The sequence below is a fragment of the Pseudarthrobacter sp. SL88 genome (assembly GCF_026672455.1).
Classification (GTDB): Bacteria; Actinomycetota; Actinomycetes; order Actinomycetales; family Micrococcaceae; genus Arthrobacter.
Genome location: NZ_JAPPRD010000001.1, coordinates 390,629 through 404,345 on the forward strand (window position 1 = coordinate 390,629; position 13,717 = coordinate 404,345).

5 protein-coding genes and 1 pseudogene are annotated in these 13,717 nt (G+C 62.5%); 3 read left to right on the top strand and 3 right to left on the bottom strand.

Going from position 1 to position 13,717, the window contains the following annotated elements; genetic code table 11:
* Window positions 1–22: 22 nt before the first annotated feature.
* Both OVA06_RS01705 and OVA06_RS01710 read left to right on the top strand, forming a co-directional pair.
* Window positions 23–1,738, top strand: a complete 1,716-nt coding sequence (locus tag OVA06_RS01705) for a thiamine pyrophosphate-dependent enzyme (RefSeq protein WP_268155855.1) — start codon at window positions 23–25, stop codon at window positions 1,736–1,738.
* Between the two features lie 205 nt (window positions 1,739–1,943).
* A complete protein-coding gene (locus tag OVA06_RS01710) occupies window positions 1,944–4,034 on the top strand; it encodes an ABC transporter ATP-binding protein (protein ID WP_326493565.1) in 2,091 nt (696 codons plus the stop codon).
* 120 nt (window positions 4,035–4,154) lie between these two features.
* Here the strand turns inward: OVA06_RS01710 and OVA06_RS01715 are convergent, their stop codons facing one another.
* From OVA06_RS01715 to OVA06_RS01725, 3 genes are all read right to left on the bottom strand, one after another.
* Complete coding sequence (locus tag OVA06_RS01715; protein WP_268155857.1) at window positions 4,155–7,004, bottom strand: hypothetical protein; 2,850 nt, start codon at window positions 7,002–7,004, stop codon at window positions 4,155–4,157.
* Window positions 7,004–7,675 (bottom strand): hypothetical protein, encoded by a 672-nt coding sequence (locus tag OVA06_RS01720; RefSeq protein ID WP_268155859.1) that lies wholly within the window; start codon window positions 7,673–7,675, stop codon window positions 7,004–7,006. The genes OVA06_RS01715 and OVA06_RS01720 overlap by 1 nt, the downstream gene beginning before the upstream one ends.
* A gap of 1,118 nt (window positions 7,676–8,793) precedes the next feature.
* Window positions 8,794–9,282, bottom strand: a complete 489-nt coding sequence (locus OVA06_RS01725; protein ID WP_268155861.1) for a hypothetical protein — start codon at window positions 9,280–9,282, stop codon at window positions 8,794–8,796.
* Window positions 9,283–9,936: 654 nt separating this feature from the next.
* Between OVA06_RS01725 and metH the strand changes: the two are divergent.
* Window positions 9,937–13,582, top strand: a pseudogene (metH, locus tag OVA06_RS01730) (methionine synthase).
* The last annotated feature ends 135 nt before the right edge of the window (window positions 13,583–13,717 follow it).

Genomic DNA, 13,717 nt, shown 5'->3' on the forward strand with positions numbered 1-13,717 from the left:
TCCGCAGAGCCAAAGAAAGCCCATGACAACGGAAACCGAAGCAACCCTGACCGCATCCCACACCCGGCCCGCCGCCGTCGTTCCTTCCACTGCCGACCCACGCCCGGCGCGGAAATCCGCCGGGCACGTGATTGTTGATTCGCTGCTGGCCCACGGGGTGGAACGCACCTACGTGGTTCCCGGCGAGAGTTTCCTTGATGTGCTGGACGGCCTGCACCACTCGAAGATTGAAACCATCGTCTGCCGGCATGAAGGCGGTGCGGCCTATATGGCGGAGGCGGACGGAAAGATGCAGCAGCGTCCAGGGGTGGCCATGGTGACCCGCGGGCCGGGGGCGGCCAACGCGCATGTGGGGCTGCACACCGCATGGCAGGATTCAACGCCGATGCTGCTGTTCGTGGGCCTGATCCCGTTTGCACACCGTGACCGTGAGGCGTTCCAGGAGTTCGACATCAAGGCCTGGTTTGATACCGGCGCCAAACGTGTCATGGTGCTGGACCACCCGGAACGGGCGTCCGAGATCGTGGCTGAGGCGATGTTCGCGGCCATGAGCGGGCGGCCGGGCCCGGTGGTGGTGGGGCTGCCGGAGGACATCATCCGGCAGCAGATCGACCCGGCCGTCCACCCCGTCATTCCGGTGGCAGCCGGCGGGATGAGCAGCACCGACGCCACCGCCCTGCAGGCTGCGCTGGGAGAATCCCGCAAACCGCTGTTTGTCACCGGCGGTAACGACTGGACGCAGGAGGCGGCGGACCAGCTGACCGGATGGCTGGAACGGCATCACATCCCGGCAGCAGCGGAATGGCGGACGCAGGGCACGGTTTCCTTCGATTCCCCGTCCTATGTGGGACCCATCGGTTATGGCCGCCCCCGGCCCACTTACGACCTGCTGGAGGAAACCGACCTGCTGGTGTTTGTGGGGACGGTGCCGGGCGACGTGATCACGGACGGGTTCCTCTGCCGGCAGGACTGGAACAAGAAGAACTTCCTGGTCACGGTGGACCCCTCACTCCGGGGACGTTCGGGGCCCGTTTCGCGGCAGATCCTGGCCAAGCCTGACGCGTTTGTCCGCGACCTTGCGGGCATCGACCTGCCCGTGAAGGACGAGTGGAAGGCGTGGACCGCCCGGATGCGTGGCGAGCAGGAACGGTTCGCCGCGCTGCCTCCTGCGGAGCCGACAGCGGGGCAGGCGAGGATGGACACGTTGATGGCGAACCTGGTGCCTAGGCTGCCCGAAGATTCGATGGTCACCTTCGGTGCGGGGGAGCACACCAACTGGGCGCACCGCTATTTCCCCACCCGCCGCTACGCCTCCATGATCAGTGCCCGCAACGGGTCCATGGGATATTCGGTCCCGTCGGCCATTGCGGCCTCGCTGGCTGACCCCCGACGCCGGGTGGTCACCATCGCAGGGGACGGCGAGTTCCTGATGAACGGCCAGGAACTGGCCACCGCGGCGCAGTACGGGGCCACGCCGCTGGTGATCGTGATGGACAACCAGGAGTACGGCACCATCCGCACCCACCAGGAGCGGCACTATCCGGCCCGCGTCTCCGGGACGCAGCTGAAGAATCCGGATTTCGGCCTGATGGCCAAGGCTTTTGGCGGTTTTGGGATCACCGTCACCGAGGACCGGGATGTTCCGGCCGCCCTGGACGCGGCGTTGGCGGCCATCGATGAGGACGGCGTCTTCGCGCTGATCCACCTCATCGTGGAGCAGCGGGTCAAAGCCTATTGAGAGGGGCATTTCCTGTGGCGCAACTGCCCGCTGATTCCCAGCCTCCGGACGTAAACTGACCTTCGCATCACTTCCCGTGAGCTTCGAGTCAGGTTGGAGCCGGCATGCTCTGGAGACTGTTTCTTGAACACCTGCGGCCGCCGCGCCCGTTGCGGCAGGCAGTAAGCCGGCACGTGTTCGTCCAGCCCGCGGCGGAGGAGACGGCATGAGCCCCGAACCCGCGTCGGCACCCGGCACCAAGGCCCCGGCCGGCACCAAAACCGCGGACGCCGACGTCGTACGCATCCCGCGTCCGGCCGGCGGACCCGGACGTGGCGGGCCGTTCGGCGGGATGAACATTCCGGCGGAGAAGGCGATGAACTTCGGCGCGTCCGCCAAGCGGCTGCTGGGGACGCTGCGGCCGGAACGTGCCTGGCTCACTCTGGTGCTGCTGATGGCCGTGGCGGGCGTGGTGCTGCAGGTGATCGGGCCGCGGCTGCTGGGCGAGGGCACCAACCTGATCTTCTCCGGCGTGGTGTCCAAGGAGCTGCCGGCAGGCGTGACGCAGGAGCAGCTGATCGCGCAGCTGCGCGCGGCGGGGGACAACCAGAAGGCGGACATGCTCAGCGCCATGACGCTGACGCCCGGTGCCGGGATCGATTTCGCGGCGCTGGGGAGCGTGCTGACGTGGGCGCTGGTGCTGTATGTGCTGGCGTCGGCGTTCATGTGGGGGCAGGCGTATGTGCTGAACGGGGTGGTGCAGCGGACGGTCTTCGGGCTGCGCGAGGAGATCGAGGCTAAAATCAACCGGCTGCCGCTGAAGTACTTCGATTCCATCCAGCGCGGCGAGCTGCTGAGCCGGGTCACCAACGATGTGGACAACATTTCGCAGAGCCTGCAGCAGTCCATCTCCCAGGCGGTGACGTCCGTGCTGTCCGTGGTGGGCGTGCTGGTGATGATGTTCATCCTTTCGCCCACGCTGGCGCTGATCGCGCTGGTGACCATCCCGCTGACGCTAGGGATCACGGCGCTGATTGCCAAGCGTTCGCAGAAGCTGTTTGTGGCGCAGTGGAAGAACACGGGCCAGCTGAACGGACAGATTGAGGAGACGTACACCGGGCATGCGCTGGTCAAGGTGTTCGGCCGGCAGCGCGAGGTGGGGGAGCAGTTCCGGCAGAAGAACCAGGAGCTGTATGAGGCGAGCTTCGGGGCGCAGTTCATTTCCGGGCTGATCATGCCGGCCATGACGTTCATCGGGAACCTGGTGTACGTGGGGATCGCCGTGGTGGGCGGCCTGCAGGTGGCGTCCGGGGCGATGCAGCTGGGCGATGTGCAGGCGTTCATCCAGTACTCGCGGCAGTTCACGCAGCCGCTGGCGCAGCTGGGATCCATGGCCAACCTGCTGCAGTCCGGGGTGGCGTCGGCCGAGCGGGTGTTTGAGCTGCTGGATACGGAGGAGCAGTCGGCGGATCCTGCTGGTTCTGGTTTGGCTGGCGCCGGTGCGGGCGCTGGTGCTTTGGGTGCCGCGGCTTCTTCTGCCTCGGGGGACGCGTACGACGGCGGCCGTGCGGTGCGCGGTCGGCTCGAGTTTGAGGAGGTGTCTTTTGCGTATTCGCCGGACAAGCCGCTGATTACCGGGCTCTCTTTGGTGGCAGAGCCGGGCCAAACGGTGGCGATTGTGGGGCCCACCGGTGCGGGCAAGACGACGCTGGTGAACCTGATGATGCGGTTCTACGAGCTGGACGCCGGCCGGATCACGCTGGACGGCGTGGACATCACCACCATGAGCCGGCATGACCTGCGCTCGCGGATGGGGATGGTGCTGCAGGATACGTGGCTGTTCGGCGGGACCATCCGGGACAACATCGCGTACGGCCGGCCAGGAGCATCCGAGGGGGAGATCCTGGAGGCGGCGCAGGCGACCTATGTGGACCGGTTCGTGCATTCGCTGCCGGACGGATATGACACCGTGCTGGACGACGAAGGCTCCAACGTATCCGCCGGGGAGAAGCAGCTGCTGACCATTGCCCGGGCGTTCCTGGCCCGGCCGTCGGTGCTGATCCTGGATGAGGCGACATCGTCAGTGGATACCCGGACGGAGGTGCTGGTGCAGAAGGCGATGAGTGCCCTGCGGTCGGACCGGACTTCCTTTGTTATCGCGCACCGGCTGTCCACGATCCGTGACGCCGACCTCATCCTGGTGATGGAGGCCGGACAGATCGTGGAGCAGGGCACGCACGCTTCGCTGCTGGCTGCCGGTGGGGCTTACGCGCGGCTGTACGAGGCTCAGTTCGCTGCGCCTGCGGCGGAGGTCTGAGCAAGGTTTAATTGAACTTTCGAAGGATGCTGCTCCACGTCGGCCTTCGTTTGCGTCCCACGCTGCTAGGTGTATGCGGGGGTCTTACAGGCCCAATTCGGCTATGAACTGCTTCGCGGCCTACTCCGCCACGTCGTCCTGGGTGACCTTGCCGCTCAATACATCTTGGACTTCTTTTTCGAGCCCAGAGTTACCATTCTCTCCCAGCTCGTTCATAAACTGGACTGCTTCTTGCTTGAGCTGTCTGTCGTCCGAGCTGATCGCCCTCGCGAGGACCATCGGCACTGCATGGTGCGTGAGGTCCCAAACAGACATTGCGGCTCCGTCTCGATTCGTCAAGAGGAGTTTAGTTGCCTCCAATGCTCCTCGCGGGTCGCTGTCGGCAGAACTTGCGATCTCTTTCCCGATCATGAAGCGTTCGGCAGCGACTTCGGGGCTCAGTTCCACTGCTTCCTTCAATCGTGGAAGCCACCAGGACGAGTCAAACTTGCCGCTCTTGACGAACCAAAAGAACTCGCTTAACTCTTGCTTGTCTTCTTCGTGGTTGCGGACGTGCTCCACTCGCCGGTCCCATAAATCAGCAAACCGATCTAGAATCGCGTCGTCGACGGATGAAGAGTTCATCATTGACCAAGCGATGCGGCCAATGGCGGCCCCACGCACTCTCGGCTTCGTCGAGGCAAAGAACGCTTCGGCGGCAGGATCCGCCAGGGTCTTGTGCCCGAATATGATCGCGCTGATTACCCATTCACCGATCCGTTGGATCGGTTCGGATCCACCACCCCAGCCGGCAACCAGGGGCTCGCTTGATCGGGTGGCCGCCAGTATGGCTGGGGCCAGAAGTTCGTAGAGAGTAATGTGGTAGTGGTGAGTGGCCATTGCCGTCGTTAGCGCGATCTGCTGCTCACGAGAGACCCCTTCGGCTGAGCCGAATAGCTGGGCGGTGCGCTCCCTGAGCCATTCCGGGTCGACGACCAAAAGTCGGCCCAGTCTCTCTCCGATGACGGCTCGTGAAGCGCCAGGTATGTCGGGTCTCTCGATATCACGTTCAATCGCTGAACGAGCTTCTTCATACCAAGGCGCTTGCTTGCCATGCGACATCAGATTAAGTAAACCGCGGATGCGAGTTGGCCACTGCCTGTTGAGTGACAGGGTGAGAGGGTCTGTCCCACCTGCGGTGTCCTCGGAGTCATACCTGGTCCAAGCGGCTTCGTCGTCACTCTCACGGAGCAGCAGGTTTGCAAAGACCCCGACTGTTTCGGTAGATATCGCGGGCTTCGCTCGCTGCTTCACGAGTTCCTCAAGCAGGTTCACGGCAGCGCGCTTGGCCCCTTGAAAATCCACGTCGTCATCCCAGTTCCCCCCCTCGACAGGGAACGGCGATATATCGCTGTGTCGGAGTACCTGCCGGATAAGCTCCGTCGCATGGTCCCAGTTGAGTTCGAGATCCGCCTGCACAGCTGTCTTCCATCCCTGCAAAATCGCTCGGAGGTAGGTGGGACGTAATTTGTCGGCCAAGCCCTTGACACCATCCAAGGCACGTGGATTCGTCGTCAACAGGCCGGATAGTTCTCGACCTTGGCCTTCATGTGAGGGCTCCGGCCCCCAGCCATCACCTGTGTCATGCCAACTCTCTAAATGGCTGACCAGTTCGGTCGGGCTCATGGCGGACATTTCGACCTGCGAGATTGGGCTGCTCGGGCCAACCCAACTCGTCACTTTGTTTAAGGCTGCAAGAGGTGCGTCGATGACACCTCGTCGAGAGTCGAGTTCTGCAAGCAGCGATTTCAGCGCGTGAGGGAGGGCTTTGGCGCCGACAGCAGAGAGCCATCGATGCTTCCAGGTGTCGACAATTTCACCGACTCGATTCTCCAGCTCCTCGTCGCTTTCTTCGTCATCTCTTCGTAGACGTTCGCGCAGCTGGTCCATGTCTCGTTGTGGTCCTGCGGTGATGAAGTCAACGAGGGAGTCCAGAGCTGATGGGGAGAGTATTGCTACCTCACGTGCTAGCTCACCAAACTCGATGCGGCAGGCGTCGTTGCGGAAATTATCGTCCGCCAGCAGTTCGGTGGCAACAGACAATAAGTCCGAGTGCTGGAACCCTCCTTCGCGTAGTGCTTCGGTGGCGGCGAACAGCGTAATCTTTCGCGTCAATAGCATTGGTCGCCTAGTCAAGACCGTCTTCGCCGTACGAGGATCCTTGGCCGTGGCTTTGACCGCCAAGTCCCGGACGGCGTCAATAAGGGACTGCTCAACCGAAGGGTGGCGGGCGCCCTTGTCGCGAATGGACTCACGTGCGAAGTCCGTCATGTCGAAATTGTCCGTCAAATGATTGGAGCGGATTTCGTACTCTTCAAGCCAGGGAAGGACCGTTTTGAGGCCCTCATCGCTCAGCGCTTCAACAACGCGCGGCAAGCCTTCTTCGTACCAGTAATCTTCGAGGGCCAGGTTTGGCTTATGCGGATCTTCTGAAGCTTGGGGGCGGAACAGAAGATTCGCCATCCACTTACCCATTTTTGTCTGCCCGCCATGGAGGAGGTTGACGACGAATCCGACAATGTCGCGCGGGTCGCTCCGCCATCCAAAGTCGCTCGCACTCCAGGCTTTGATCACGGGTTTCAGCCTCACCGCCTCAATCGCCGGGATCGAAGCGCCAATTGTGAAGACAGACCTTCGTATCCATGCGTTGTTGCTGTCCTGGAGCGTCAGCAGAACGTCTACCACGGCTTTCGGTGCTGCTTCCGCCACACGCACCAAGAAATCGATTTCAGGCCAATAATGGTCGCGAACGAGTCCGTCGCTCATCCTCTCAGGCTCGGGAGGGTTACTAAACATCCCGGCCTGGGCCAGAGGTAATACCCAATGTGGGTTCTTGAGTCCTTCAAAGAAGGCGCGCCGTAAAGGCGCGGTAGGGATCAGTCGCAGTGCCTCATTCACATGTTCCGCGGTGGGTATCTTGTAAGCCGCCATCACTCGTCTTCCTCATCACCAAAATCATTGATGTCAGCCAGCATGTCCCTTAGCGCGTTCAGATTCTGGAAGAACAGGGCACTACGCACCTGAATTAGGTCTTCGACAACCCGGATGTTTCCACGCAGAGTTTCATCTGCCGGCAGGGACTTTTCCTGCTCGTGATTACGGTCTAGGTGCGTCCAATTGAGAAAAAAATTGTAGGAATCCGTCCATTGTCCTATCGCCGGATGCCTTGCATCTGTTTCACCCGTCACCAGTGCTGCGGTGTTAGCACGGTTGCGCCCCTCCTCCTGAGTGGCAGTCTTAATCAACTCTGCTAGACCGTGGGCAACCTCCCGCGGGACAGGCACAAGGTCCCGGTCAAGTCCAAGGTCGGCATCGGGGTGAGCCGCCAAGAGCCCAGGTAGCTGCTTCAGCAACGATCCCGACGAAGGGGTAGGGCGGGGGATCGCTATGGGATCGGTCGACATGACGGCGGGAAGATTGAGCATCAGCTCGCGCATGCAGTGACAGATGGTTGATATCCGTGCGGTTTCGCATCCCGCAGGGACCTGTGCGGCGAGTAGGTCTAGCGCCGTCCTGTACATTCCTGCAAGTTTCGGGCTGCGATTCTCCAACGCTTCAGTTACGCGCGTCTGCCGCTCATCCCGCTGCATTTCATCAGTCACCAGTGCCTATCTCCTCCGCCCGCACCGAAGATTTGGTCAAGGATACGCCGAGATGGGCGCGGGCTCGCATGTTTCTCCAGTGTGGTCCGCTGGGTCTCACTGGTTGTTGCGTTCATATCAGTGTGCCTTCCCCCCGCGCGCTGCGAACATGGTGGACCCGTTGGTGGTGCACTCAATTTAGCAACTGGCAGCGACATGTCTCAGGAGCAGTTTGTGCTAGGTAGTTCCACCCTGGAGCTACGGTGCAGAGCGCCGCCTGCAGCAATTACTTGAGATGCGGTTCATTGGCAAGGACTGCTGAAATCAGCCTTCTCTTGCTCGTCCGCGATGCAGCGGTCTGAGCGTAGACGCTGTCACTGTCGAAGGTCGTCCTAGTCTCGGTACCTTTGAATCGGCTGGATTTGACCGCTCGAAAGGGAGTTGTAGCGCCGGCCGATGGTGCTACGCGACTTCGGCGTAAGAGCCGCGCCGTTCAGCCTGTCATCCAAGTCCAAGGCAAGCTCCGGCCCGGCTGGCTCAACAGGCCGTTCCCAGACGCTAGGTTCAATCATGACCGAGATGCCTTACCGTCAAATTCGAGCCCGGTACTGTTCCTCACCGCACGCTCAATCTTTCGTCGGCTGACTCCTAGCGAACCTCCCAACCTCGTTGCGAGCAATTTGGCATGCGGTGCCAAAATCTTCTCGGCGTAAGGAGCGACAACTTCCACCACGCCATGCGCCCCTACCTACTAGTTTGTCCAGGGCCAGCGAGACATTTCTTTATACGTCCACTCAAATGATCAAGCATTCTCGGTTCCGTCTCATGGTCGCGTGAACCGTGGAGGCGTCGATTCGAAGGATCACGGGCGAGATTTCGCGCGCGAGTTCCTGCAAAGTAGCCGAATGGACCGTACCGAAAGTCGGCCTTCGCCCGTGTCGTTTGCGGAGGTACTTCGAACACAGTGAAAACGATCATGCGCTGGTGCTTGTAACGTCAGCGCTGCGGAGGTCCCCAAGGTGAATCCAGGCGAAATTCTGCTGACGGACAGCAAATAGACCGCTAAGGGGCGCCGATCGTTCGGCGCACTAGGCGCCCCTCTAAGTCCCTCCGTCGTTCCTACAAGCGGCTGATTCAGATCATTCTGGTTTCTTTCGCGCCGGGCTGCCTACTGTATCCGCCTCCGACGCAGCTTTAGGTGACGGTCTCGAACCACTTTTGGGCCCTTTTTTGCGTTGCAGGACAGGTTTCGGAGTAGCGCGCAATTTGAAAAACCAAGATACTCCTGCGAGTACCGCGGCGGTGACGGGGACGATCCAGGTATTTTGAATTTCTTCGCCTGTAGATGCAGCAAGTGCGGCTTCGAAGCCCCAGACGAAAAATGCGAAAGCAATCACTACCACGTAAATGATATATGGCACGCGGCGCCGCGGTCCGACTCTGTAGCTGGGTAATGTTGTCAGCACTGCGGCTACAATGGTAATGACGCCCGACAGGGCTGCTACCCAAAGCGCTGGCGAGATGGCAGCATAAATGATAATTCCAACTACGTTAATTCCAAGTATCCAGAACGGAAGAAATTCTTCTCGATTCTCAGGGAATTCGATACCCCATTTTTTTATTGCCACGTTCCCCCCAAAGGTTTCATGCTGCGCGTCTTGTTAGCTTACGAATATCTGATGAACGTTGGTGATACCCCGTCAAAGTTCGCGCATACCGCAAGAATGCTACCGCAAAGTCTGAGACAGTTTCCCGCCGATGCCTGCGTGAACCGCTATCTTTACGATTAGCCGTAACCGTGACGAGGTTCGGAATAGGTCGCGGTTGCTGAGTTGAAGACCCGATTTTGCGTGCCGACCGGGGAGTAAGTGGCAAAGGTCAGAGCGGCGCAAGGCCATGCAAGAAACTAGCCACCCATATTGGATGTCCTGACGGTGGCCCGTCTGGGCCTTGTCGAGATCGCCAAAAGCGTCACTCCGCCTCGTCCGTGCCCCGGTAATGGTGCGTAAGGTCCGATTTCACGGGACTCCGTGGGCGGATTCGCCTCGTAACGTCGCCAAGCAGGGTTCGGAGGTGCACGACCGAATGTCCCCGGGGATTCCCGATGTCGCTTCTTGCTTTCACACCTCTTATCCTGCACGGGGCGGTCTCCCCGACGAGCTGAGACGCTGGTTGCAAGTGCTGCAGTCACCGTTGAGCGAATTAATGCTAGGAGCCCGCCACCGCCGTAGCACACTGACACACGAAGCAACGTTTCGCAGTACCGCCCGTAACCTGTTGAGATGCCTCGTTTTGCTCTTGATATAGACTCCGTGCCCCGTCCCGTCCGCGCACAGGAGCTTCTGGACGCAGTGAACCACCGGGTCGTCATTGCCGACGGGGCCATGGGCACCATGCTGCAGGGCCGGGACCTCTCGCTCGAGGATGACTTCCAGGGCCTTGAAGGCTGCAACGAGATCCTCAACGACACGCGCCCGGACGTCCTCGCGGACATTCACGACGCCTACTTCGCCACCGGCATCGACGCCGTGGAAACCAACACCTTCGGCGCCAACTGGTCCAACCTCTCCGACTACGGCATCGATGACCGCATCGAAGAACTGGCGAACAAGGGCGCCAGGATCGCCCGCGAACGCGCCGAAGCCGCAGAAGAAACCGACGGCCGGATGCGCTGGGTCCTGGGCTCCATGGGCCCCGGCACCAAGCTCCCCAGCCTCGGCCACACCACCTACGAGTACCTCAAGCAGACCTTCGCGCTGCAGGCAGAGGGTCTGATCGACGGCGGCGCGGACGCGTTCCTCATCGAAACCAGCCAGGACCTGCTGCAGACCAAGGCCGCCGTCAACGGCTGCAAGCAAGCCATCGTCTCCAAGGGAATCCGCCTCCCCATCTTCGTGGAGGTGACGGTCGAGACCACCGGAACCATGCTCATGGGCTCCGAAATCGGCGCCGCGCTCACCGCCCTGGAACCGCTCGGCGTCGACGCCATCGGCCTGAACTGCGCCACCGGCCCGGACGAGATGAGCGAGCACCTCCGCCACCTCTCCAAGCAGTCCACCGTCGCCATCGCCTGCATGCCCAACGCCGGCCTGCCCGTCCTCGGCCCCAACGGCGCGCACTACCCGCTCACACCCAGCGAACTCGCCACCGCCCACGAACAGTTCGTCCGCGAATTCGGCCTCGGCCTGGTGGGCGGCTGCTGCGGTACGACGCCGGAGCACATGGCCGCCGTCGTCCGAACGTCTTGAGCCCTTCCGCCAGCAAGCCGTGCCCGCCAACGCGGCAACAGAACCGGCCCGCACGCCCACCGAGCGCGAAGCCGGCATCGCCTCCCTCTACCACCACGTGAACTTCGACCAGGAATCCGCCTACCTGGCCATCGGTGAGCGCACCAACGCGAACGGCTCCAAGGCGTTCCGCCAGGCCATGCTCGAAGAGCGCTGGGACGACTGCGTGGACATCGCCCGCGAGCAGGTCCGCGTGGGTGCGCACCTCCTGGACATCTGCATCGACTACGTAGGGCGCGACGGCGTCGCGGACATCAAGGAGATCGTCTCCCGTTTTGCGTCGGCCTCCACCCTCCCGCTGGTCATCGACTCCACGGAACCTCCCGTCCTGCAGGCCGGACTCGAGCTCATCGGCGGCCGCCCGGTGGTCAACTCCGTCAACTACGAGGACGGCGACGGCCCCACCAGCCGCTTCGCCCGCATCATGCCGCTGGTGAAGGAACACGGCACCGCCGTGATCGCCCTGACCATCGACGAACAGGGCCAGGCCCGCACCACCGAGGGCAAGGTGGCCATCGCCTCACGCCTGGTGGACTCCCTGGTGGGCGACTGGGGCATGCGCGTCGAGGACATCATCGTGGACGCCCTGACCTTCCCCGTGGCCACCGGCCAGGAGGAAACCCGCCGCGACGGCATTGAAACCATCGAGGCCATCCGCCAGATCACCACCAAGTACCCCGGCATCAACACCACACTCGGCGTCTCCAACGTCTCCTTCGGCCTGAACCCGGCAGCGCGCATGGTGCTCAACTCCGTGTTCCTGCACGAAGCCGTCCAGGCCGGCCTCACCAGCGGCATCATCGACGCCGCCAAGATCGTCCCGCTCGCCTCCCTCCCGGAGGAGCAGCGCAAGGTGGCGCTGGACCTCGTCTATGACCGCCGCGAGTACGACGCCGACGGGAACGTCACGTACGATCCGCTGGCCATCATGCTGGACCTGTTCGCCGGCGTCGACACCGCAGCGCTGAAGGACCAGCGCGCCGCGGAACTCGCCGCGCTGCCCACCGGCGAACGCCTGCAGCGCCGCATCATCGACGGCGAAGGCAAGGGCCTCGAAGCGGACCTGGACCTGGCCCGCAGCGAAGGCATGAGCCCGCTGTCCATCATCAACGACCAGCTCCTTGAAGGCATGAAGGTGGTGGGTGAGCGGTTCGGCGCCGGCGAGATGCAGCTGCCCTTCGTGCTGCAGTCCGCCGAGGTCATGAAGAACGCCGTGGCCCTGCTGGAGCCGCACATGGAGAAGTCCGATTCCTCCGGCAAGGGCACCATGGTGATCGCCACCGTCCGCGGCGACGTTCACGACATTGGCAAGAACCTCGTGGACATCATCCTCACCAACAACGGCTACAACGTGATCAACATCGGCATCAAGCAGGGCATCGCCGAGATCATGGCCGCAGCGGAGGAGCACGACGCGGACGTCATCGGCATGTCCGGGCTGCTGGTGAAGTCCACCGTGGTGATGAAGGACAACCTCGCCGAGCTGCAGACCCGCGGCCTGGCGAAGAAGTGGCCCATCATCCTGGGCGGCGCCGCCCTCACCCGCGCCTACGTGGAGCAGGACCTGGCCGAGCAGTTTGAGGGCACCGTCCGCTACGCCAAGGACGCCTTCGAGGGCCTGGCCCTGATGGAACCGCTGGTCCGCGTGGCCCGCGGCGAGGACCCGGACACCGTCGGCCTGCCGCCGCTGAAGAAGCGCATCCACAAGGGCGGACCCAAGTTCACTGTGACCGAACCCGAGGCAATGCCCGGCCGGTCCGACGTCGTCGCTGACAACGCGGTGCCCGCGCCGCCGTTCTGGGGCACCCGCATTGTGCGCGGCGTGGCCCTGAACGACTACGCCAGCTTCCTCGACGAACGCGCCACCTTCATGGGCCAGTGGGGCCTCAAGCCCGGCCGCGGCGAGGACGGCGCCTCCTATGAGGAACTCGTGGAACGCGAGGGCCGGCCTCGCCTGCGCTACTGGCTGGACCGCATCCTCGGCGAGGGCATGCTGGACGCTTCGGTGGCGTACGGCTACTTCCCGGTGGTCACCGAAGGCGAGGACGTGGTGGTGCTGCACCACGGCGAAGACCGCGACGGCGTCCTGGGCACCGCGGGCCTGCTCGCCCCGGACGGCGGTTCAGGCGGCCTCATCGGCACCGAGCGCTTGCGCTTCAACTTCCCGCGCCAGCGCCGCGACCGGCACCTCTGCCTGGCTGACTTTGTGCGCTCCCGTGAGTCGGGCCAGATCGACGTGCTGCCGGTGCAGCTGGTCACCGCCGGTTCGAAGATCGAGGAGTTCACCTCCAAGATGTTCGCCGCCAACCAGTACCGCGACTACTACGAGCTCAACGGCCTGGTCATGCAGCTCACCGAATCCCTGGCCGAGTTCTGGCACTCCCGGATCCGCAAGGAGCTGGGCTTCGCCGCAGAGGAGCCCAAGGACAAGGCGGGCCTGTTCAAGCTGGACTACCGCGGCGCCCGGTTCTCGCTGGGCTACCCGGCCTGCCCGGACATGGAGGACCGCCGCAAGGTGGTGGAGCTCCTCAAGCCCGAGAGGATGGGCGTGATCCTCAGCGACGAGCTGATGCTGCACCCGGAACAGTCCACCGACGCGTTCGTGTTCCACCACCCGGAGGCCAAGTACTTCAAGGTGTGAGTTGGGCCGGATCTTCAGCCTGCGGAACAGGAACTGACGACTAAGGCTGTTACAGCTGAAAAGCTGAAGGGACTGGGCCCGGTTTAATACCGAACCCAATCCCTTCAGCTCCAGCTCGCGGGGGAGCTGGCCCTA